Annotated in this window: 21 protein-coding genes and 2 tRNA genes; 7 read left to right on the forward strand and 16 right to left on the reverse strand. The window is 35.9% G+C overall.

Features of this window, described 5'->3' with window-relative positions; translation table 11 throughout:
• Window positions 1–105: 105 nt before the first annotated feature.
• Together gap and J0M37_00440 are read right to left on the reverse strand one after the other, a co-directional pair.
• Window positions 106–1,152: a type I glyceraldehyde-3-phosphate dehydrogenase gene (gap, locus tag J0M37_00435; protein MBN8583532.1), complete on the reverse strand. Its 1,047-nt coding sequence runs from the start codon at window positions 1,150–1,152 to the stop codon at window positions 106–108.
• Window positions 1,153–1,310: 158 nt separating this feature from the next.
• The gene (locus J0M37_00440) at window positions 1,311–1,670 is read right to left on the reverse strand and encodes a hypothetical protein (GenBank protein MBN8583533.1); all 360 of its coding nucleotides are present in this window, start codon (window positions 1,668–1,670) and stop codon (window positions 1,311–1,313) included.
• A 297-nt stretch (window positions 1,671–1,967) separates the two neighbouring features.
• On the opposite strand from J0M37_00440, the gene efp reads away from it, so the two are divergent.
• The 3 genes from efp to accC all read left to right on the forward strand — a co-directional run bounded on the left by efp (window position 1,968) and on the right by accC (window position 4,602).
• The gene (efp, locus tag J0M37_00445; protein ID MBN8583534.1) at window positions 1,968–2,531 is read left to right on the forward strand and encodes an elongation factor P; all 564 of its coding nucleotides are present in this window, start codon (window positions 1,968–1,970) and stop codon (window positions 2,529–2,531) included.
• A 153-nt stretch (window positions 2,532–2,684) separates the two neighbouring features.
• On the forward strand, window positions 2,685–3,191 hold the full coding sequence (locus tag J0M37_00450; GenBank protein ID MBN8583535.1) for an acetyl-CoA carboxylase biotin carboxyl carrier protein: 507 nt from the start codon (window positions 2,685–2,687) through the stop codon (window positions 3,189–3,191).
• 73 nt (window positions 3,192–3,264) lie between these two features.
• Window positions 3,265–4,602 (forward strand): acetyl-CoA carboxylase biotin carboxylase subunit, encoded by a 1,338-nt coding sequence (accC, locus tag J0M37_00455; protein ID MBN8583536.1) that lies wholly within the window; start codon window positions 3,265–3,267, stop codon window positions 4,600–4,602.
• Between the two features lie 171 nt (window positions 4,603–4,773).
• Here accC and J0M37_00460 read toward each other — a convergent pair whose 3' ends face one another.
• From J0M37_00460 to J0M37_00480, 5 genes are all read right to left on the reverse strand, one after another.
• Complete coding sequence (locus J0M37_00460; protein MBN8583537.1) at window positions 4,774–5,289, reverse strand: hypothetical protein; 516 nt, start codon at window positions 5,287–5,289, stop codon at window positions 4,774–4,776.
• Window positions 5,290–5,442: 153 nt separating this feature from the next.
• Window positions 5,443–5,982 carry a transposase gene (locus tag J0M37_00465; GenBank protein MBN8583538.1) on the reverse strand — a complete coding sequence of 180 codons (540 nt, stop codon included), beginning with the start codon at window positions 5,980–5,982 and terminating at the stop codon, window positions 5,443–5,445.
• Window positions 5,983–6,074: 92 nt separating this feature from the next.
• Complete coding sequence (gene rsfS / locus J0M37_00470; GenBank protein MBN8583539.1) at window positions 6,075–6,554, reverse strand: ribosome silencing factor; 480 nt, start codon at window positions 6,552–6,554, stop codon at window positions 6,075–6,077.
• Between the two features lie 96 nt (window positions 6,555–6,650).
• Window positions 6,651–7,166 carry a LytR C-terminal domain-containing protein gene (locus J0M37_00475; protein ID MBN8583540.1) on the reverse strand — a complete coding sequence of 172 codons (516 nt, stop codon included), beginning with the start codon at window positions 7,164–7,166 and terminating at the stop codon, window positions 6,651–6,653.
• Window positions 7,167–7,212: 46 nt separating this feature from the next.
• Window positions 7,213–7,707, reverse strand: coding sequence for a hypothetical protein (locus J0M37_00480; GenBank protein ID MBN8583541.1), 495 nt, complete (start codon window positions 7,705–7,707; stop codon window positions 7,213–7,215).
• Window positions 7,708–8,095: 388 nt separating this feature from the next.
• On the opposite strand from J0M37_00480, the gene J0M37_00485 reads away from it, so the two are divergent.
• Complete coding sequence (locus J0M37_00485; protein MBN8583542.1) at window positions 8,096–9,637, forward strand: hypothetical protein; 1,542 nt, start codon at window positions 8,096–8,098, stop codon at window positions 9,635–9,637.
• A gap of 14 nt (window positions 9,638–9,651) precedes the next feature.
• Here the strand turns inward: J0M37_00485 and bshA are convergent, their stop codons facing one another.
• Together bshA and J0M37_00495 are read right to left on the reverse strand one after the other, a co-directional pair.
• On the reverse strand, window positions 9,652–10,812 hold the full coding sequence (gene bshA, locus J0M37_00490) for an N-acetyl-alpha-D-glucosaminyl L-malate synthase BshA (protein ID MBN8583543.1): 1,161 nt from the start codon (window positions 10,810–10,812) through the stop codon (window positions 9,652–9,654).
• 218 nt (window positions 10,813–11,030) lie between these two features.
• The gene (locus J0M37_00495) at window positions 11,031–11,807 is read right to left on the reverse strand and encodes a TIGR02757 family protein (GenBank protein MBN8583544.1); all 777 of its coding nucleotides are present in this window, start codon (window positions 11,805–11,807) and stop codon (window positions 11,031–11,033) included.
• 5 nt (window positions 11,808–11,812) lie between these two features.
• Here J0M37_00495 and J0M37_00500 point away from each other — a divergent pair, with 5 nt between their 5' ends.
• Window positions 11,813–12,484, forward strand: coding sequence for a 3-hydroxybutyryl-CoA dehydrogenase (locus J0M37_00500; protein MBN8583545.1), 672 nt, complete (start codon window positions 11,813–11,815; stop codon window positions 12,482–12,484).
• A gap of 24 nt (window positions 12,485–12,508) precedes the next feature.
• Here the strand turns inward: J0M37_00500 and miaA are convergent, their stop codons facing one another.
• The 3 genes from miaA to cdaA are packed head-to-tail and all read right to left on the reverse strand — an operon-like array spanning window position 12,509 to window position 14,911.
• On the reverse strand, window positions 12,509–13,441 hold the full coding sequence (gene miaA / locus J0M37_00505) for a tRNA (adenosine(37)-N6)-dimethylallyltransferase MiaA (GenBank protein ID MBN8583546.1): 933 nt from the start codon (window positions 13,439–13,441) through the stop codon (window positions 12,509–12,511).
• A gap of 9 nt (window positions 13,442–13,450) precedes the next feature.
• Window positions 13,451–14,083 carry a protein-L-isoaspartate(D-aspartate) O-methyltransferase gene (locus J0M37_00510; protein ID MBN8583547.1) on the reverse strand — a complete coding sequence of 211 codons (633 nt, stop codon included), beginning with the start codon at window positions 14,081–14,083 and terminating at the stop codon, window positions 13,451–13,453.
• Window positions 14,084–14,095: 12 nt separating this feature from the next.
• Entirely contained in the window at window positions 14,096–14,911 is an 816-nt protein-coding gene (gene cdaA / locus J0M37_00515) for a diadenylate cyclase CdaA (protein MBN8583548.1), read from the reverse strand.
• 102 nt (window positions 14,912–15,013) lie between these two features.
• Between cdaA and J0M37_00520 the strand changes: the two genes are divergently transcribed.
• On the forward strand, window positions 15,014–15,586 hold the full coding sequence (locus J0M37_00520; protein MBN8583549.1) for a DNA-3-methyladenine glycosylase I: 573 nt from the start codon (window positions 15,014–15,016) through the stop codon (window positions 15,584–15,586).
• A 44-nt stretch (window positions 15,587–15,630) separates the two neighbouring features.
• Here the strand turns inward: J0M37_00520 and J0M37_00525 are convergent, their stop codons facing one another.
• A complete protein-coding gene (locus J0M37_00525) occupies window positions 15,631–16,917 on the reverse strand; it encodes a T9SS type A sorting domain-containing protein (protein ID MBN8583550.1) in 1,287 nt (428 codons plus the stop codon).
• 34 nt (window positions 16,918–16,951) lie between these two features.
• On the reverse strand, window positions 16,952–20,935 hold the full coding sequence (locus J0M37_00530; protein MBN8583551.1) for a T9SS type A sorting domain-containing protein: 3,984 nt from the start codon (window positions 20,933–20,935) through the stop codon (window positions 16,952–16,954).
• Window positions 20,936–21,132: 197 nt separating this feature from the next.
• On the opposite strand from J0M37_00530, the gene J0M37_00535 reads away from it, so the two are divergent.
• Entirely contained in the window at window positions 21,133–21,942 is an 810-nt protein-coding gene (locus J0M37_00535) for a hypothetical protein (GenBank protein ID MBN8583552.1), read from the forward strand.
• Between the two features lie 31 nt (window positions 21,943–21,973).
• Here J0M37_00535 and J0M37_00540 read toward each other — a convergent pair.
• Window positions 21,974–22,060, reverse strand: a tRNA-Ser gene (locus tag J0M37_00540).
• Between the two features lie 50 nt (window positions 22,061–22,110).
• Window positions 22,111–22,192: transfer RNA gene (locus J0M37_00545), tRNA-Ser, on the reverse strand.
• Window positions 22,193–22,203 lie beyond the last annotated feature (11 nt).

Below are 22,203 nucleotides of genomic sequence, written 5' to 3' on the forward strand. Positions count from 1 at the left end.
GGTTTTGTTTATCTTTTTATATTACAGCCCACGGCTTAAGCCGTGGGCTATTATGATCAAATATTCATAAAACCACTTCAGTGGTTTTTATTGCTCGAAAATATTTTAATATCCTGCTTTAACTACTTTAACCAGTAGGTCAACTATCCTGCAGGAATAACCCCATTCATTATCATACCATGAAACAACTTTGAAGAAGCGTTTTTCGCCTTTCAGGTTATTTCCAACTGTTGCAAGCGAATCATAAATCGAAGCCCTGTCATCATGGATAAAATCGCTTGATACCAGCTCTTCATTGCAATATCCAAGAATTCCTTTTAAATATGTTTCGGATGCTTTTTTCATTAACGCATCAATTTCCTCTATAGAGGTATCTTTTTCACTTCTGAACGTAAGATCAACAGCAGAAACATCTGCTGTAGGAACCCTGAAAGACATACCGGTTAATTTGCCTTTTGTTACCGGTAAAACTTCTCCAACCGCTTTTGCAGCGCCGGTTGATGAAGGTATAATATTAATGGCAGCTGCTCTGCCGCCGCGCCAGTCTTTTTTGCTGGGACCGTCAACGGTCTTTTGTGTAGCTGTATATGCGTGTATTGTTGTCATTAAGCCGGTTTCAATTCCGATGCCTTCTTTAAGCAGAACATATACAACCGGTGCAAGGCAGTTTGTGGTGCAGGATGCGTTTGAAATTATATGGTGTTCTTTTGGATCGTACTCATTATCATTAACTCCCATTACAAGTGTTTTAACGCCGCCTTTTCCGGGAGCGGAGATAAGAACTTTTTTTGCTCCGGCATCAATGTGACCTTTTGCTTTTTCCATATCTGTAAATAAGCCGGTACATTCCAGAATAATTTCAGCGCCCAGCTCTTTCCAGGGCAGTTCTGCAGGTGTTTTGGTTGCAGCAATACATTTAATCTTTTCTCCGTTCACAACCAGAACGTCATCACCTTCGGTAGTAATTGTTCCGTTAAATCTGCCGTGAACAGAATCATATTTCATCTGGTAAGCGAAATATTTGGCATCAGTACTTACATCAACAACAGCAACTACGTCAATTTCTTTGCCTAAAATACCGCGTTCAGCCATAGCACTTAAAACCTGGCGTCCTATTCTTCCAAATCCGTTGATCGCAACTTTTGCAGCCATTGTAAGTTAAACTCCTCTTCTTTTAATTTTATATTGAACTGAAAATTTCAGTCCCTAAAATGTAAAAATACCCAAAATTGCAGATTTATTCAATGTATAATAAAAAAGCCTGTTCAAATTTAATCAAACAGGCAATTTTAAAACTATAGAAAAATCTTTTATTCCATTGCAGAATAAGTACCGTCAGCATTCAGTATCAGGGTATGAAGCTTACAAGCATCCATTCCTGTAAAAGTGATATAATTTCCGGCTAAATCTGTAATTTTCATATCAAATAAACAAGTCGAGCCATAATCTGCGGGAATATCAACTCTTACAGATGTACTGTTTTCAAAAAGGTCATTCGGGAGAATATCATTTCCCCAGTTATTTGTTTCAGCAGGGGTAACATAGATGTTATTTAATGTTACACTGGTGTTGTTGGTAACAAAGAAATATAAAGCCTGTGAATAAGTGCTGCTTTCAGCAAAAAGGAACATAACAACCAGCATTGAAGCTGCAACGAGGATTCTTTTCATTTTTTTTGGTTTTTAGTTTAAAAATTAATGGGACAAAGATACTAATTAAAATACTAATCTCCTATTTTAACGGTAATTATTTTATAAAACATCAGCTCAAAGAAGCGTTAAATTTTCCAATAATATGATATAGAACATTGATATTAACTCGATAGATAACTATATTTGTGAATAATATTTTACAGAAATCAGATGTTTTTACCCCATTTTTCATTAAAAAGCCCCTGATTTCACCTAAAAACACTCAAAAATCACTCAAAACTGATAACTAATAATTAAGGAGAATTTTCGCATTTTATGGGTTCAACATCAGATCTGCGCAACGGACTAGTAATAAAGTATAATGGCGAGCTACATGTTATAATTAAATGGGAACACAGAACACCCGGCAATTTAAGAGCCTTCTACCAGGTTAAAATGAAGAACCTGAAGAACGGTAAAACCATAGAAAACCGCTTCCGCTCAGGTGAAGAAATCGAGATCATCAGGATGGAAACCAGGGAGTTTCAGTATCTCTATCACGATGGGTCGGGGTATGTATTTATGGATAACAATAATTTTGACCAGGTATCTATCCCGGATGATATTGTTGGCGACCAGGCACAATTTATGAAGGAAAGTGAAACTGTGCAGATCATGTTTGACGGTGAAAAGCCGGTCACAGTTGAAATTCCCCCCCATGTTGAGTTAAAAGTAGTTGAAGCTCCCCCGGGGAATAAAGGCGATACTGCAACCGGCGGCACAAAACCTGTGGTTGTTGAAACAGGCGCAACTGTTAATGCACCTATGTTCATAAGTGAAGGTGATATTATAAAAGTTGATACAAGAAATTCAGCTTACCTTGAAAGAGTGAAGAAGTAACAAGGCACAAAGCAGAATGCAAAAAACGGATCAAAAGCATTCAGCCGCAACCGTAAAAAGAAAAAGTTTCAGAAAGTATACAAGCAGCAAAAATTGAAGACAATAATGTCTAATACCCACAATCTATTAATTATGTGAGGATAAATAAAGCAAATGAAAACTGATCTAAACTACATCAAAAAGCTTTTAAAGATCCTGGAATCAGGCGAGATCAACGAGATCGAGATCGAAGAAGAAGGTACCAGGGTTAGAGTCGTAAAATCAAAACCGCAGGAAGCAGCACAGGCACCACAGATGATAACTTACGCTGCCCCTCCAATGCAGCAGATGGCTCCCCAGGCAGCCGCCCCGGTTGCAGCAGCACCAACTGCACCAAAAACCGAAGAAAAGAAAGAAGCTCCCGCTCCAACAGGCAAGGAAATGATAGAAGTCCGCTCTCCGATAGTTGGTACTTTCTACAGGGCTCCTTCACCTAATGCAGATCCATATGTATCTGTAGGGCAGCAGGTATCAAAGGGCAATATATTATGTATAATTGAAGCAATGAAGCTTATGAATGAGATAGAATGCGAATACGAAGGTAAGATCACAAAGATACTTGTTGAAAATGCACAGCCTGTTGAATACAACCAGGTACTTTTCCTTATAGAGCCGAACTAACAGAGCTCTTTTTAAAGTGCAATTGAGCCGAAATTTTTCCGGCTCTCTAAAATTATTAAGACTACCTAAGAAATTGCTAAAGAAAATATTAATTGCAAACAGGGGCGAAATTGCCCTAAGAATAATACGGACATGCAGGGATATGGGCATCAAAACAGTTGCCGTATATTCCGAAGCAGATAAAGAATCTCTGCACGTCAGGTTTGCTGACGAGGCGGTATGTATCGGTCCGCCGCCATCGAGAGAGAGTTATTTAAGTATCCCTAGAATCATTGCAGCAGCAGAAATAACAAATGCTGATGCTATTCACCCCGGGTACGGATTCCTGGCTGAAAACGCTGAGTTTTCGGAAATTTGCAGGGAATCGGAAATTAAATTCATCGGACCATCAGCGGATATGATAAAATCCATGGGCGATAAAGCCTATGCGAAAGATACCATGAGAAAAGCAGGCGTTCCTGTGGTTCCCGGAAGTGACGGTGTTATTACAAATATTGAAGATGCAAAAAAAGTAGCTGCTGAATTCGGCTACCCGGTTCTTATAAAAGCTTCTGCAGGCGGCGGAGGTAAAGGTATGAGAATTGTGAACCAGGAAAGCGAAATGGAAACCGCCTTCAATATGGCAACCAATGAAGCGCTTAATGCGTTTGGCAACGGTGAAGTATATGTAGAAAAATTTGTAGAAAACCCGAGACATATTGAGATACAGGTACTTGGCGACCAGTTTGGAAACGTTGTGCATTTAGGCGAACGTGACTGTTCAGTTCAGCGCAGGCACCAGAAGCTTATTGAAGAAACCCCATCACCGTTTATTACTGAAGAGATCCGCGAAGCAATGGGCGCTGCTGCAGTTAAAGGCGCTAAATCAGTTAATTATGAAGGCGCAGGTACTGTTGAATTCATAGTTGATAAGAATAAGAATTTCTATTTCATGGAAATGAATACACGTATACAGGTTGAGCACCCGGTGACCGAACAGGTAACAGGAGTTGATCTGATACGCGAGCAGATAGCAGTTGCATCAGGGCTTAAGCTTAAAGTTAATAACGTAAAGCGTACGGGACACTCAATTGAGTGCAGGATCAACGCAGAAAATCCGGATAAGAACTTCGCTCCCTCACCAGGAAGGATCACATCATTCCATATGCCGGGCGGCTTAGGCATTCGCGTTGATACTCATGCATATGCCAACTATTATATTCCGCCATTTTATGACAGCATGATAGCCAAGTTAATTGTTACTGCAGATGACCGTGAAGAAGCGATAAAAAGGATGTACAGGGCACTTGATGAATTTATAGTTGAAGGTGTATTTACCACAATACCTTTCCATAAAAAGGTTATGAAGCATGAAAAGTTCATTGATGGTGATTTTGATACAAGCTTTATTGAGAAGTATGGCTTAGCGTAGAGATTACAGATTTCATATTTCAGATTACAAATTAAAACGGGCTTTTTAGCCCGTTTTTTTTATTTTCGTAACGTCTGATGACCTAACGGGAGGGGGTTTTGCAAAATGCTCGTGTCAGGTCCTTAGACCTGACACTTAATATGTAATTCCGGTCAGTTCTGGGGTACTGACTTAAGTGGAAAATGTCAAATTCAAAATATTAACTGGTGTTAACACTAAATACAAAAAAATATGTAATAACAAAACGAATATTAATAAACTATATTTTGCTAATTTATTGATATCAGTCATATTAAAAAAATAAATAAAAAATAATATACTTCCTATAATTCCCCAGTTATTAACAATTAATCCGTTTTGACGGACATCAAAACCATTATATTCAGTTAAACCCAATATAATTTCTAACCAAATAAAACAAATTAATGCAATTATAGTTGCAAATGTAATCTTTTTATTTAATTTCAGTTGAGTTTTTGAAATATTATTATGAAATGTAATTGCAATTAATACAAATAAAAATAAATCAAAAATTATTACAGAAATATAAATAGAAATAATTCTAGGATTTATAAAATAGTTGTAATTTGGTTCATATAGTTTTGAAGTCAATGAACCAATATTAGTTAAAATTGAAATAATCAGAAATACTAAGATAACAATAGAGAAAAGTTTACTCGATTTCATGAGGTTTAGATTATTTTCCCATCAGGTCTGAGGACCTGACGGGAACAGAAATGCAATACGTGAACAGTTCTTTTAAAATGCTATTTTCCGGAAGCAGGTTTACTGTTTGAGTCAGGTTTACCGTTTGTGTCAGGTCCTCAGACCTGACACAAATTAGACTCTCCAATCCGTTGATACGAAAATTACAGAATGATCATCCTGATAATAATTTCTTGCACTTGAGTATTTCCAATCAATCATCGTATGGACCAAACCTGCCTTTACAGGGTTATAATGAATATAATTCAGTTTAGTTTCCATTACTTTTTCTGAATACACTACTACAGAGTCAAATCTATCTTTCCATAAAGAAAACTCACCCCGCTTATTCTCAAATTGTGAAAGGAGGTTATAATTATTATTTTGCCGTAAAATATCTCTTATCTGAACTGATGTATATTTCTTAAAATCCCTCATAAAATCAGAAATACTTTTCTTCTCCGGAACAAATAATAAAAAATGTATATGGTTTGGCATTAATACATAACCAAACAAAGTGGAAGAATATTTATTTAAATAAAACCTGAGATTTTCAATTAAAATATCAAAGAAAGAAATATTTGCGGGGAAAATACTAATGAAATCTTTAACAGTAGTTGTGATGAAATGGGTTGTACCTAGTTTATCAAATTGTTTTCTGCCTCTTAAAACCATAAAAATAATAGTTTTTTTAAATAATTTTTCCCATCAGGTCTGAGGACCTGACGGGAACAGAAATGCTATTCGTGAACAGTTCTTTTAAAATGCTATTTTCCGGAAGCAGGTTTACGTTTTGCGGCAGGTTTTTTAGCTGCAGATTTCTTTGCAGCGGATTTTTTTACAGCAGGCTTTTTAACAGCTTTTGGTTTTACGGCCTTAGCCATCAATTTACCCTGCGGCGCCTCATCGGTTACTTCAGTAATTTCAGCATCACCCCAAAGCTTTTCAAGAGAATAAAAACTGCGGGTATCTTTCAGAAAAACATGGACAACAACATCAACAAAATCAAGGAGTACCCATGATTTCATATTGGTGCCTTCTTTATGCCAGACGGTTTCACCGTCTTTTTTGGCACCTTCCAGTATGGCATCTGCAACAGCTTTTACCTGCGGTTCAGAATGTGCTGTGCAGATCACAAAAAAATCTGCAATTGTTGTAATTTTCCTCAGATCAAGGATCTTGATATCATCAGCCTTTTTTGTTAAGGCAAGTTCTGCGAGCTTAAAAGACAGTGTTTTAGAATCCAAATTGTATAAACTTTCTATATGTTGTTAGTTGAGTTTAAAATATTCTAAATTATAGTTCTATTTCTAAAGATTCCCGCTTTCGCGGGAATGACAAGCTTAGGGTTTGGTTGGTGTTTCAGTTGAAGTTTTAAACGGAATTAATTCTTCATAATCCTTGCCAATAACCACGGTCGCATCCAGGAAATAGTTTTTATTCATCTGCTGAATCACGAATTTATCTGAAACTCCAAGTGACTGAGCCACGCGTTTTGCGTTTTTCATATTGCCCGCCCTGTCTATCACCATAGTGGTTTTAATATCCTGAGTTGAAAAGTTGCCCATTTCAACTACATCAAATCCTTTAGAGCGCAGGAATTCAGTGAATTTATCAGCAATTCCCGATACACCGCATCCGTTCTGCACATCGATCTGCAATGTGCCGCCGGATGGCTGTTTGGTTAAATATGTTGTGGAATCAACAACCTGCGTCTTAACATCTGTTTGCGGGGTTGTAAGGCGTTTAAATAGATTATAAAACAGGTAAATTGTTACAACTGCCAGCAGAACAATTAATATGTTAATGGAATAATTCTTGAACTTACTTACAAATTCACCTGAATTTGCTGATGGCATTAATAATTGTATTAATTATATGATAGTGATACCCGGCTTATAATGATCACCTGTTAAGCCAGTATGGATTGTAATATCCGTTATGATAATTATCGTAACCGTAATAACTGCCTTTAGTATTGAAGTAATTGATACTGATCATCATATCCTTTGTCGGCTGATAATCAAGTGATACACGGCTTAAGTTAATTCCGTTGAGTGAATTCTGAAAATCTTTATTAATAGCAGGATTGTTAGACCCAATTGAAGCATAGGGAGAGTACTGCATTGTAACATCAGCGCTCAGGTTCATATTCTTCAATATCTTATAATTCATAGTAGCTGTATAAGAAGCCAGGCTTACTGAAGTATTGCCGCCTGTCATCACAGACATTCCGAAAGAATGTGAAATGGAAAAATTTTTAGGGTTTATAAAGCCCAGGATCATACCGCTGCCGCTTTTCAGCTTTGTTTTGGTTTTACCGGGTATTTCTTTAAACTGCGAAAATGAAATTCCTGTTACGAGGGCTAAAATAACTGCTGTTAATGCTAATTTTTTCATTTTTTGCTATTAATTTAAGTACAGAATAATAAATTATGGTTATTAAATCAATTGAATTATAAGACTACTATTGTAACAAATTGTATTTAAAAATCGTTGCAATCGGTACAAAAAGTAAAAAAAAGGGCATCCTGTGAAGGAAACCCTTTTTCAAAAGATCGAAAGCTGCAGCAACTTTAATTACTTGGGGGTTAAATTAAAACAAACTGAGCAATCTTTCTTTAATTAACTATTTACTCCCATTTCTATGATACAAATATAAATCTAAATTTTACGCTCCCAAAACACAGTTTAAGCCAGTTTCATAAGTCAATATTTGCTTATACCCTATATTTTGCCCATTTTTTGCCTATTTTTGTAAAATTTACATGGGGGAATATAGAAGTCGATGAAAGTATCTGATGATCTTTTTCAGCTTATTAAATCAATGAGCAAGACAGAAAAAGGATATTTTAAGAAATTTGCTTCAAAACATACTATAGGAGAAAAGAATATTTATGTTAAGCTATTTGATGCAATAGACACGCTAAATGAATATGATGAGAGTATGATCAAAAATAAATTCAAAGGTGAAAAATTTGCAAATTCACTTTATTCCACCAAAAACTACTTGTTTAACCTTATACTCAAAGCATTAAGTTCTTATCATGCAGAAAAATTCGCTGTTTCAAAGCTCAGTATGATGATGATTGAGCTTAATGTGCTTTTTGAAAAGGGCCTGTATAAACAATTCAAAACCCTTTTAAACAAAGCCATTTCACTTGCAGCAGAAAATGATAAACCCTTTTATCTTGCACTCCTTTACAATAAAGCCTTCACTTCGGTAGCAACAGATTATTACACAAATTTTGATGACTTTGATTACGACAAATTAAAAAAGGATTCTTTAAATAACCTCGAAAAGCTTACATTAAATGAACAATACCATATATTATATAATGATATGTTCATGTTCACCAAAGAAACCGGCAATATAAGAAATGAAAAGGACCTAGAGAAGCTTAATAAAATATTTTCAAGCCCGCTTTTGCAGGATGAATCAAAAGCAGTAACCTTTGATGCAAAATTCAAGTGTTATACTATCCTTGGGCATTATTACCGCATAACAGATGATAAGGCCGGGTGGCTTAAATACAGGAAAATGCTGGTTAAGCTGATGGAAAGTGAAAAAAAATATATCCGGGAAAATCCAAGAAGCTATATACTTGCGCTGAATAACTATCTTCATGCCTGTGTATATACAGGAATGAACAGCGAGTTCGGGGAATATCTAAATAAATTAAAAGCATTCGCCAAGCCTTTTGAGAATAAGAAGGAATTTTTAGATATTCAATCAAGAATATTCATGCTCACAAGTGATCTTGAGCTGAATTTTTCCATAAGGTCACTGAAGTTTGATAAGATTTTTCAGATCATTAACAATATTGAAACAGGTTTTAAAAAATTTGGCAGCAAAATAAGCGAGAACAGGAAAATATCCTTATATAACAGGATGGCGTATGCATGTTTTGTAATGAAGGAATATGAAAAAAGCCTGCTGTATCTTAACAGAATATTAAACGCAACAAATAAAAAAATTGAGCCTGAACAGCATATATTTGCCAGGATAAGAAGCCTTATAGTTCATTATGAAGCGGGAAATTACGACCTTCTGGAATACAGTGTCAGAACAACTAAACGTTTTCTTGAAAGATCAAACAGGATATTTAAATTCGAAAAGCTTATACTGAAATTTATAACAACAGCAGTAAATTTCATAGATGAAAAGCAAAGGCTGCCTTTATACTACCAGCTACGTGGAGATATACAAAAGCTTCAGGATGACAGGTTTGAAAAAAACATCCTCGAACAGTTTGATTTTGTTTCATGGATAGAGAGCAAAATTGCAGATACAGCAATGCTTGATATACTGAAAAGGAAAGCTGTATAAAAATTCAATACAATTTATTCAGCAAGAATTTCCTCATAATATTTTTCGTATTCGGGTATAATTTTTTCCGCTGAAAATAGAGTAGTAGCCCTTTCAAGGGCATTTTCAGAAAATATCTTATACTTATTGGGATCTTCCAGGAGCCTGATCGCGTAATCAGCCATTTTATCAACATCGCCAATTTCAGCAATATAGCCGGTTTCTCCGTGCAGATTTAACTCCGGTAACCCGCCTGCATTTGATGATATAACAGGAACACCGCATGCCATAGCTTCCAGTGCAGAAAGCCCGAAACTTTCTGACTGTGAAGGCATCAGGAAAAGATCAGATACTGAAAGAATTTCCGTGAATGATTCCTGCTCACCGTAAAACTTTACATTATCTACCAGTCCAAGATCTTTAACCAGGTATTCACACTTGCTTCGCTCCGGACCATCACCAATAAGAAGTAATTTTGACGGCATTTTTTCATTAATAATTTTAAATGCTCTTATTGCATCATCCACCCTTTTTAATGGCCTGAAATTAGAAGTATGTACAAGTATCTTTTCACCGTTTTTTGAAAGCTTCTCTTTCAGACAATGTGTTTCATTATTTTCGATCTTTTTATAAATATCCTGATTAATGAAATTGGGTATTACTTTAATATCTTTGGTTATTTCGTACTGCGATTGTGTTTTGGTCTTTAGAAATTCCGATACTGCGGTTACCCCGTCAGACTTCTGCACTGAAAATTTCATTGTCGGTAAAAAACTTATCTCCAGGCCTGTCAATGTTATATCAGTTCCGTGAAGTGTCGTGATTATTTTTATGTTGCGGTTATTTTTCTTTTTTGAAAGAACCTCTTCTTTAATTATTTCGCGGGCAAGGTATGCGCTGGTTGCATGCGGAATTGCATAATGGGCATGAACAAGGTCAAGTCCGTTGAACTTTGCTACTTCAACAATTTTGCTTGCAAGCGCTATGCTGTATAAGGGGAAATCAAACAGCGGGTACGAAGCAATTTCCACTTTATGAAAGAATATGTTATCTGAAAACCCCATATTGAGCCTCAACGGCATGCTGTATGATATAAAGTGAACCTGGTGACCTCTTGCTGCAAGCTCTATTCCTAATTCTGTAGCAACAACACCTGAACCTCCATATGTGGGATAACAAAGAATACCTATTTTCATAAATAATATATATTTAGAAGTAATTTAAAATTGCCGAAATTTTTGTATTAAACAAAATAACTAATATTGTTAATACTTACTAACACCGTTAATATCACAATTATTTATACGGGCTTAGATACCATATAAGACGAATATCATTTTAAAATCTTTGAATTTTTGAGGTATATTTTAGGTGATATTAAAGGGGATTTCGATCTGCAGAAGAAAAGTAATTATCAGAATTTTTTCTTATCAATACCAATATGACAGAGAGCAAAGTCATATTTTACAGGATCAACTGCGTCAAAATTTTTCAATCTGTCTGTAAGTTCAATAGCATATTTAAGGTCGATACTTTTTCTAACAACCAATTCCAGTTTTTTGGAAATTCGCGCAATGTGAGTATCAACGGGTATTAATAATTTAGATGTTGGAATAGTGTTCCATATACCGGTATCTATCTCATCTTTTCTGACCATCCAGCGTAAAAAAAGATTCATTCTTTTACAGGTGCTTTTATTTACCGGATTTGAAAACAAAAAATGGTAACTGCTTTTTTCAGCTTTTGTTATACCTTTATTCAGTTCACTTGTAAAACCTGTAAGCGCAGGAATGATATTACAGTGTAAGTCGTCGTAGTGTTTTAAAAATAAATTTTTAAGAGAACCATGATCTAGCAGCACTTTATGAATTGCGCAGAACATATCAAGCAGGTCAAAATGAGAATTAAACCTGTAATACAGATCTTTTAAATGCTTTTTATCTTTACGTTTGGAAAAATTTATGGTAAATTCGTATGGTTTGTTACCGGTTTTCCTCAAAAGCTCATTAATAAACCTGTTTATCTGGTCAACTGAACCATATGCGTAAGCAGCGGTTATCAAACCAATAAGTTCAATATCTTTTTCATCAGAAAACCTGTGTAATATCCAGACAGGGTCTTTAGATGAAAATTTCATCTTATAGCTCAAAAAATGAGCGTCTAATTTTTCTTTTAATTCTGAATTTTTCAATATTTATGACAAAAGTTTATCTACAGGGTTCCGAATCAATCAACAGCGAGCTTAAAACATTGCTAAGCGGAAAAGCTGAATTCACAGATGAACCCGAAAAAGCAGGAATAATTTTTAATTCAACAAATTTCCCTGAATACGAAAAAAGTGAAGAACTTCAATATATAGAAACAGCTACACCGGATAAAGTTCCTATTTTTACTTCATCACTTTGTGTATCAGTATCTGACCAGTGCCGCCTTCAGGAAAAGCCGCAGCGGCTTATAGGAATAGGCTTATATGATACTTTTTCCAAAGCAAAACGTATTGAAATTGCACCGTCTAAAATAACAGATGCTTCAATACTTAAAAATGCAGAAAATTTTTTAAACGAAGCAGGAATTAATTATTCAATTGTACCCGATAGAGTTGGGCTGATATTCCCCAGAATTGTATCTATGATAATTAATGAAGCAGCGCAGGTTTACAGCGAAAAGGTCGCCTCAAAGGAAGATATAGATACAGCAATGAAGCTTGGCACGAATTACCCCTTTGGTCCGTTAGAATGGGCTGACAGACTTGGGGTTGACCTGGTTTACAACACTCTTGCTGCTTTGCAGCGTGATTTTGGGGAAGACCGTTACCGTCCGCATCCGTTATTGAAAGAAATGACGAATTTGAATTTAAAGTTTTATTAAATTGAATCTCAGGCTTAAGAAGCCTTAAAGCCGGATATTTATATTAGAATCTCTTTCAATCCACTTAATATTTTCATCCCGGCGGAACCATGTCAATTGCCGTTTTGCAAAACGGCGGGTATTTTGTTTGATAAGTTCTGTCATTCTTTCCCGGGTTGTTATTCCATCCAGAAAATCAAATATTTCCCTTGCACCTACAGTATTCAATGAATTATGCGTTTTATAATGGTAACCCTGTTTTTTTAATACTTCTATTTCTTCAATCATGCCACTGCTTAACATCAGATCAGCTCTTTTATTTATTTCTTTATATAACCTGCTGCGCTCCAGGTATATTCCATACATATCAGCCTTAAAATTTACTTTGATCTTTTTTTTATGATGAACTGAAATAGGTATTCCGGTTACATAATAGACTTCAAGTGCGCGTATAACCCGCCGTTCTTTTATTTCCTTCATTTTTTCATATGTATCCGGGTCGTGAGTTTTAAGCTCCTCCAAAAGGTATTCAAACCCTTTTTCGTCTTTTATCTTGTATATCTCATCCCTCATTTGTTTAAGTTTTTCATCAAGCTGTTTATCATCACTTCCTATTTCAAAGAAACCATATACAAGAGAATTTACATACAGCCCGCTTCCTCCAACTACCAGGGGTATCTTCCCTTCGCTGAAAAGCTTATCGATAAGTTCCCGGGCTTCAGCACCAAAATCACCGGCGTTGAATTCCTGGTCAAGCTCAAGGGTATTAATGAAATGATGTTTAAACATGCTCAATTCTTCTTTTGAAGGCTGTGCAGTTGTTACGGGAATATGTTTATAAACCTGCCGTGAATCAGCAGAAATTATTTCTACAGTTTTTCCTGTTTTACCAGTAATTTTTTCAGCTGTTTTTAAAGCAAGGGATGTTTTGCCTGAAGCTGTGGGTCCGGTTATTACAATTACTTTACGGTCAGTCATAACATGTTATTATGATTTCCATCCTTCTTCACCTATTAACGGAACGAATTTAAACTTATCGTAATATTTCTTTTCTATGCCGTTTTCTGTTTTATTTATAACAAGCAGCCTCTGCATTTCATGGTCACCTACCGGTATTACCAGCTTGCCTCCGGTGTTGAGCTGTCCTAAAAGATGCTGCGGAACATCAGGAGCACCGGCAGTAACGATAATTTTATCAAATGGCGCAAGCTCTTCCCAGCCAAGTGTGCCGTCATCCAGCTTCAAATGCACTTTAAAGCCAAGTTCATCAAGCAAAATTCCTGCATTTTCATATAGTTTTTCAATTCTTTCAACTGAAAAAACTTCTGCCCCTAATTTACTCAATACAGCAGCCTGGTAACCTGACCCTGTTCCTATTTCCAGGATCTTATCTCCCGGCTTAACTTCTAATGTTTGAGTCATAAAAGCTACTGTAAAGGGCTGGGAAATTGTCTGCGCGCATTCAATAGGCAGTGCATTATCATCATAAGCAAATTTTCTGAGCGCATCTGATATGAATTTTTCGCGGGGTATATCATATATGGCTTTCAGTACCTTTTCATCTTTGATCCCTTTGCTCCAGAGCCCTTCTACAAGCTTTCTTTTTTCCTCTTCAAGCAGCAGCAAATTTCATTACTCCTCATCCATTTCTTCAAATATCTCTTTTACTTCCTCTTTAACATCAGTTGATTCAAGCTCTTTTTTCATTTCACGGCGCAGTTCATCCAAACCTGATACAAATTTCAGTTTGCCATCTTCAGCAATTGAAAGTCCGCCTGTTTCTTCAGAAAGTATAATTACCATCGCATTAACATCTTCTGAAGCGCCAAGCCCGGCTCTGTGCCTTGTACCAAGCTTTCGGTTGCCGATTTTTTCGGTGGATGAAAGCGGCAGAATACACCTTGCTGCTTCAATAGTGTTATTATTGATTATGACTGCTCCATCATGCAGCGGTGACTTGGTATTAAATATAGATATCAGCAGCTCTTTGCTTACTTTTGCCTGGAGCTGTTCGCCAGTTTCTACAAAGCTTGTCAGCCTGTCACCCATAGATATAACAATCAAAGCCCCTTGTTTTCTCTCTTTTAACTCACGCAATCCTTCAACAATTTCATTGATTGTTTCGCCTGCGTTAATTTTGAGGAAATACCGCGCAATCCTTGTTCTGCCAATAACCAGCAGCAACCGGCGTATTTCAGGCTGAAAAAGTATTATAAAGGCTATGACCCAGATATCCGTTAAACGGCTGAAGATCCAGCCAAGTGACTTCATATTAAATGTCTGAGCAATCAATGAAGCCAATATTATAAGAGTTAAACCCAGAAAGATCTGTGAGGCTATAGTACCGCGCATTACAAGGTATAGCTTGTAAAAAATATAAGTGACTATAATTATATCAATTATATCTATTAAATTTACGGTAATAAAGCCTATTTTGAACAGTTCCATATTACTGCGAATTTAATGATTTGGCTTTTTACATAATAGTTAATAATTTTGAATATTACAGGTATATTAAAATACTTATGAATTAATTTAATATTGAATATAATGACCAAAGAATTAAACAGGTGTCCGTGGTGCGGAACTGACCCGCTTTACATGAAATATCATGATGAAGAATGGGGCGTACCGGTACATGATGACGACAAGCTTTTTGAATTTATTGTACTTGAAGGATTCCAGGCAGGACTTAGCTGGAGAACAATATTATATAAACGCGAAAATTTCAGGAAAGCGTTTGATAACTTTAACGCTGAAAAGATAGCCCGTTATAACGGTAAAAAAGTGCTGAAATTATTAAATGATGCGGGTATTATTCGAAACAAACTGAAAATTGCTGCTACTATCAGCAATGCCAAAGCATTCCTGAATATTCAGGATAAGACAGGATCATTTAATGATTACCTCTGGCAGTTCACTGGCGGTAAAGTGAAAAAAAATGCATGGAAAACTTTAAAGGAAATTCCGGCAAGAACACCTGAATCAGATGCCATGAGCAAACAACTCATCAAGGACGGTTTTAAGTTTGTAGGGTCAACTATCTGTTACGCTCACATGCAGGCAACAGGTATGGTAAATGACCATCTTGTTGACTGCCACAGGTATAAAAAAGTAAAATAAAAAAAGCGGGCACAAAAACATAGTGCCCGCCTCTTATTTTACCTTTACTTCACTAAAATGATCTTCATCGTTTTAGCGGTGATGCCATTATAATTTTGTATTAGTATTTTGCAAAAATACATTCCGCTAGAAAGTTCCGCACCATCGAAAAGGACAGAATAATTTCCCTTGTTTTGATACTCATTCACTATTTGTTTTAGTTCTTTCCCCAGGATATCGTAAATTTTTATTGAGATTAGTGATGTTTCGGATAGACTGTAATTTATAACAGAATTTGGGTTTGAAGGATTGGGATATACATAAAACATTTCTTTTTTCACTTCTAAAATATTTTCAGCTTTTACATAATCTCCCTGCTGAAACCATGTTGTTCCGCCATCAGTTGTTTTAAGGATAATACCATCTGTACCGCCTGTATAAGATATCAAATCATCTACAACAAAAAGGCAATTAAGATTATTTGCAACTCCACTGTTTTCATTGACCCAGGTTATTCCGCCATCAGTTGTTTTAAGGATTACACCGTCAGTTCCAACAGAAATTGCATTTTGATCGTCAGCAAACCTGATCCTGTAAAGGGTATTATTTACACCAGTATAAATTGTCTCCCAGCTTTCACCCATATTTGTGGATTTTATGATAGTACCGTTTTCTCCGGTTGCAAATGCTGTAATAGCATCAACCATAATTGCAAAAACAAAATTTACATTAGGAACAATTGAAGGTGAAACATACCAGGATAATCCTCCGTTTCTTGTTAAAAGTATAGTACCATTTTCACCCACAATAACACCATTAGTTTCACTGCCCATTGCAGTAGAACGAAAATTTACCTGCTTAATTATTCCAATATCTGCTGTAAGGGCATTCCAGGTTTCGCCCTGATCAGTAGATCTTAAAATTGTACCGTTATCGCCAACCACAATACCAACTTCAGAAAGCCTGCCTCCAAACGAAATTCCGTAAAGATCAGAATTCAACCCGGAGGGTTTTAAATTCCATGTTTCGCCCTGATCTGTAGTTTTTATAATTGTACCTCTTAATCCGGCAACAACTATATTTTCATCGTTTATAATAGCAGTTTTTTTGAGTGTATTTATAGTTCCGCTTGTCTTAGTTATCCAGCTCAATCCTCCATCAGTAGTTTGCCTGATAGTTCCTGAACCGCCTATTGTAATACCGTTTACATCATCAATAAATTCCATGCACCACAGGTCATTGCCTGCAGGTCTGTATTGAGGATAACAATAACATGTTACTATAGTAAGAAAAAGTATTAGTTTAATTATTGGAATTCTGATCAGTTTGATTATTTTAAATAAAGGTTTCATTATATATTACTCCGGTTATATTTTTATATTAAATTTACTTTACAAGAATTAATTTTAAAGTTTTAGAATAAGCTCCGGAATTTAGTCTGTAGAAATAGATTCCGCTTGCTATATTTGAACCGTCAAAACTTGCAGTATAATATCCTGCAGTAAGAAAATTATCTATTATAGTTTTAACTTCCCTGCCCTGGATGTCATATACTTTTATAGTAACTTTATAATCAACCGGTACCTGGAAGTTTATCTTTGAACTGGGGTTTGAAGGATTGGGGTAGTTCTGTGAAATATCATAATTTACAGGTTTGCCTATCACTACATCATGATTAAGATCATAATATTCATAACTACCGTTAAAATTGATCTGCTTCAGTCTGTAATTATATTTTGCAGTATTTAAATTGTTATCAAAGTATTCATAATTTTTTCCTGAATTTGAATTACCATTTCCCTCTACAAATGCTATTTTGTTCCACTTGTTATCAAACTCTGATTTTCTTTCAACATCAAACCCTGCATTATTTATTTCCATAGTAGTTTTCCAGATAAGCTTTACATTCCTACCCGATGCTGAGTAATTAAACGATTCAAGCAAAACCGGTAGGGGGTCATCAAAATCATCCAATGCAAAAAGGCTAAGATCACTGAGTCCGGTTTTATACACAGTTCTAAATGTATTATTTACCTCAGCATCATAATGCACCCAATTACTGTTAAAATAGCTTGCCATTGAGATCTTATCTTCGCCTGAAATTGTTCCGATCAAAGCAGGGTCATAATACAATTTAATATCAAATGTATATCCTGAACCTCCTGCAGCTGAAAATGTTAAATATGAATTCCCGTAATTTCCTGATATTACAGAAGGAGGATTGGTGCCCGAATAATACCTGGCACTGACTGATGTCGGCAATCCCGCGCCTGAATTGTGCCACGTGATAACTGCCGCTGTATCATTTCCGAATAAGAATAAAGTTGAACTTCCCTCGGCGATTACGCCTGATTGGAGCATTAAATTCGGCTCTGATACAGGGGTAAATTCATATGCCCCAATATCCGGTGCACCGGTGGCAAGAGCCGTACTTCTTATATTTTGAGAGAAATCGTTATTTACCGCGGCTATCTGAACTCCTCTACCGTTTAAAGTCCAGCAATCTGACTGGGTTATATCAGGAAGCAAATTTACATTTGAAGTATAACCCGGGTTGAAATTCAACGAACTTTTATCCTTCCCTGTTGCTATAATCCAATTACTGAGGGATAATGAGGAATTGCCTGAAATCTTTCCGATAGCTTTAACACCGTTACCAGATGGATTCACATAATAATTGTTGTAATCAATATTTGAAAACTGTAATGCACTTGACTGTGCAAATACTGCACAGCTTCCGTATGCAGAATCAGTCAATGTACCGAGATTATTCACAATTGAATTGTTTCTAAGATCGACGGCAGTTCCAGAAGTAAGAAAAATGCCGCTTGACATTGAAGATGATTTAATTAAAGTATTCCCATAAAGATTTATAGAATTATTATAAATATTGATGCCGCTTTGCGGAGTAGATGAATACAGCATAATTCCTGCCGGGTTATCAAGAAAATAAGCGGAATCATTATGATTCCACCCGTCACCATATATATTGTAAATAAGGTTATTCTTAATTGTCACGTCAGCATTAATGTGACTTGATGATATGTAAATTCCGTGCCCTCCCTGTCCGGAAGTTCCGGTATAGCCGATATTATAAATCCTGTTCCTTTCAGCGGTAATACTATGAGATCCATTTGCAATCCATATAGCTTTATCATCTTCAGCTGCTGTATTATTAAGGTTAGCTATTTCATTGCCTGAAATTTCAGCATTAATTATCCCCTGAACATAAATTCCCATAAAACCGGTTGCATCAGCTCCGGTTGAATTAATAACATTATCAATTATACTGATATCAGAGCCGTTTTGCGGAATAATTCCGCCGTTAACATAAATACCCTGTCTGCCTTTTTGAATAAAATTATTCTGAATAATTATATTATTAAAGTAACCAGGATTTCCGGCTACACTACCATCTGATACTATAACCGGCGTAGAACCCAGGCTTGTTTCACCTGCTTTTATATTGCAGTTTTTAACTTTAATGTTATTTACAGGGTTTATTCCGGATGAACCTATCCATATGCAATTTGAAACATTGCTATAGTTACTAATGATACTTAAATTTCTGCTTGTTCCGTTAATAGTGTTGCTTCCGTCGATAGTAATATACGCGGAATTTATTATCTTGAATACAGCGTTTCCGGATGCCATTAATATTTGCGTATTCACACCGGCTGCGGGCTTAAATGTTACTGTATTTACTATACCTGTACCATAAATTCCATTAATTGTGATAGGGAAAGTTTCTGTACTGTAAATAGCATCAACTAAGCTGAATATTACCGGTCCCTGGACACCACGGCTGCCAAGGTCATTTACTGCTGATGTTATGCTTGAATATATTCCGTTTACCTCATCGCCTATTAAAGACCTTCCGAATTTATTTCTCATAGCATTAGTAATCTCAATAAATCCTGGTTCTGAATATTGAGTCTCACCATCCATTAAAATAAAAGTATCATTTTTTGAAATGTAGTCATTTTCTGCCAGGTCATTGTATATATAAAATTGATCTGCTTTGCCTGATCTTTTATAATCTGTAATTTGCTTTTTTGAAAACTCTTTCAGTTTAACCTGTTTTTCAATTTTTTGATAGTAAAGGTTTTTACCGGTAACTAAATTAAATAGGGATAAGCCAACAGAATACGTACCTGTAAGCGGGTTGTTAGCAATTCTTCTTGAGCCTGATGGTGCCTGTATAGTTGGGGTTCTGGCAGAACCTACTGTAATAGCACTGCATTCTCCATCAACATAGTTTCCGGTTTGTGCATTGCTGTTTATATCATATGTTAACCAAAAGTAATTAGTTCCGCTTGCCAGCTGTTTTGTATCATTAAAATTTATTGTACCGTCAGGATTTACTATTACAGAACCAAACTGGTTTACAGCTGAAAATTCCGAAATATTTCCGGTATACCACATTCGAGCACTAGTTATATCAGAAGTATTTGTAGTACCATTGGTTTTGCATGTAATTGAAGTAATTGTTAATGAATTTAATGTACCCGTAACTACTACCAGTATTTTAATGACCGGATTATTCTGGGATCCTTTTTTAACAGTTGAAGTATCAGCTATTAGAGTTGTACTTGAGCTGTATGACATTGAAGCAGGGGTAAAAGTATAAGTTAATCCGGATGCAGGTTTTACACTTGTCGTAAGTCGAATAGTATTTGTATTTAATGAACCGGGAGAACTTGATGCCCAATTGCTTGTTGAAGTTCTGTTCTTAAAATCGGTATTTACCAGACCCCTTATCCCAAGCTGAGTAGGATTATTTGCTGTTGAAGTACTTGTATTTGTTGTGGTAACCGTACCGTAAACGTACTGGATCAAGAAATTATTTTCAGAAAGCCTGATCTGAAAATTAAAACTTTCGCCTGATGCGATATTAAATCTTCGGTAATTTTTCCACTGTATCACCAAAATTCTGTTGGGCGAGCTGCCGGTAAGCAGGTAACTCAATTCTGAACCTGCCTGTCCCTGCAGATCGCGCCCAAGCGGTGATAAAATATTTTCATAACCGGCTGCTGTTGAAATACTTAATGGAGTATATGTATTACCTATGGTAAAACTTCCATTGCCCAGTTTTATCCAGCCATTTGTATTAACTGCGAAATTGGTATACAATACACCGTTATAATTGAAATTGAAACCAATTGGAAATCCAATATCGGTTTGGGGAGCTGCCTCTCCGGTAGTATTATTATTGAATACTTCATCATCATTATTTACTGTGCCAAGTACTATCCCCCCGGTTATTTCGGTATATGTGCCTGATGAGCTGCTGAAATTATATGATGACGTTTGAGAAAGCAATAAAGGATTAAAAAAGTAAATAAATAAGAGTAAAAATAATGTTTTCATAATAGTAAAAGCAAAGGTTAATAAAATATTCTGTTATAAAAATAATACCTTGTAATGAAAACTGAACTAACCATAAAAGTTATTTTAAGGGGGGCGATAACTATCATATTATAAATTGATATTTATCTTTTTATGCTAAATAAATACATTCAAATTTTAGATTGTAATTTATAATTTATAAAAAATAATTTTAAATATTGAAAGCAAAACTCTGCCTCATATTAATATCTTTGATTTATTTTAATTGCGGTGAAAACGTTGAAATTAATTCAACATTGCAACCCACAGAAATCTATAATAAAGTAATTACCGCTCAAAGCGGTAATTACAGGTTTGAGGTATGGACTACAGGCAACGATACTCTAATGACCGGATATAACAAAGTTGGCTTCAAGGTTTTTGAAAATGACATGGAAAAAAGCGGCGGGTATGTAAAATTTTACGCAAAGATGTTCCATTTTACTTCTACAGAATTTCATGCAACGCCTGTTGAACCTGTTTATAATTATAATCCATCATTAAGGATGTTTACAGGTTACATTATTATGCTGATGCCTTCGGATACAACAAGCAGGTGGTACGGATATTATAATTATAATGATCTGTTCAGCGCAGATTCTGTAAGATTTGATGTTGGCTGGGATAACAAAACTAAGTTCAAAATATTTGCAGATATTGAAGTACAGAAAAGTTATTTAATAACTATGACAGAACCTGTTGATCCTGTTAAGGGTATCAATAATTTTTCGTGTCTTTTGCATGAGTCTCCTGATTTTGTTAATTTTAACCAGGTAAATTCCGCTAATATGTTTTTGAATGTAAGGCTTGATTCACTTAATCATTCTTCTTCCGGAAATATCAATCCTGTTTATTCAGGCAACGGAATTTATACAGGCAAAGTTAATTTTGATTATTCAGGCGGATGGAAAGTATATGATTCGATCTATTATAATAACAGGTGTATTACAAGTAACGGAACTCCTTATATATATTACCAGGTCCCGTAGTATAAGGTTATTTTTGAGGAAAAATTTGAAGCGGAGAAGGTGGGATTCGAACCCACGATACCGTTGCCGGTATACTACCTTTCCAGGGTAGCCTCTTCAACCACTCGAGCACCTCTCCTGAACAGAATAAAACAAGGGGTTACAACCCCTTGTTTATATTATTTTTTGCGGAGAGCGAGGGACTCGAACCCCCACAGGCTTGCGCCCGGCGGTTTTCAAGACCGCTGCAATACCATTATGCGAGCTCTCCTGTTGCTAAAA

This window comes from Ignavibacteria bacterium, from assembly GCA_017303675.1.
GTDB lineage: Bacteria > Bacteroidota > Ignavibacteria > Tepidaquicellales > OLB5 > OLB5.

Bases quoted from the DNA above. Each gene is read 5' to 3' on its own strand.
- gap (MBN8583532.1), bottom strand. From the start codon at position 1,152: ATGGCTGCAAAAGTTGCGATCAACGGATTTGGAAGAATAGGACGCCAG.
- J0M37_00440 (MBN8583533.1), bottom strand. From the start codon at position 1,670: ATGAAAAGAATCCTCGTTGCAGCTTCAATGCTGGTTGTTATGTTCCTT.
- efp (MBN8583534.1), top strand. From the start codon at position 1,968: ATGGGTTCAACATCAGATCTGCGCAACGGACTAGTAATAAAGTATAAT.
- J0M37_00450 (MBN8583535.1), top strand. From the start codon at position 2,685: ATGAAAACTGATCTAAACTACATCAAAAAGCTTTTAAAGATCCTGGAA.
- J0M37_00460 (MBN8583537.1), bottom strand. From the start codon at position 5,289: ATGAAATCGAGTAAACTTTTCTCTATTGTTATCTTAGTATTTCTGATT.
- J0M37_00465 (MBN8583538.1), bottom strand. From the start codon at position 5,982: ATGGTTTTAAGAGGCAGAAAACAATTTGATAAACTAGGTACAACCCAT.
- J0M37_00475 (MBN8583540.1), bottom strand. From the start codon at position 7,166: ATGCCATCAGCAAATTCAGGTGAATTTGTAAGTAAGTTCAAGAATTAT.
- J0M37_00480 (MBN8583541.1), bottom strand. From the start codon at position 7,707: ATGAAAAAATTAGCATTAACAGCAGTTATTTTAGCCCTCGTAACAGGA.
- J0M37_00485 (MBN8583542.1), top strand. From the start codon at position 8,096: ATGAAAGTATCTGATGATCTTTTTCAGCTTATTAAATCAATGAGCAAG.
- bshA (MBN8583543.1), bottom strand. From the start codon at position 10,812: ATGAAAATAGGTATTCTTTGTTATCCCACATATGGAGGTTCAGGTGTT.
- J0M37_00500 (MBN8583545.1), top strand. From the start codon at position 11,813: ATGACAAAAGTTTATCTACAGGGTTCCGAATCAATCAACAGCGAGCTT.
- miaA (MBN8583546.1), bottom strand. From the start codon at position 13,441: ATGACTGACCGTAAAGTAATTGTAATAACCGGACCCACAGCTTCAGGC.
- cdaA (MBN8583548.1), bottom strand. From the start codon at position 14,911: ATGGAACTGTTCAAAATAGGCTTTATTACCGTAAATTTAATAGATATA.
- J0M37_00520 (MBN8583549.1), top strand. From the start codon at position 15,014: ATGACCAAAGAATTAAACAGGTGTCCGTGGTGCGGAACTGACCCGCTT.
- J0M37_00525 (MBN8583550.1), bottom strand. From the start codon at position 16,917: ATGAAACCTTTATTTAAAATAATCAAACTGATCAGAATTCCAATAATT.
- J0M37_00530 (MBN8583551.1), bottom strand. From the start codon at position 20,935: ATGAAAACATTATTTTTACTCTTATTTATTTACTTTTTTAATCCTTTA.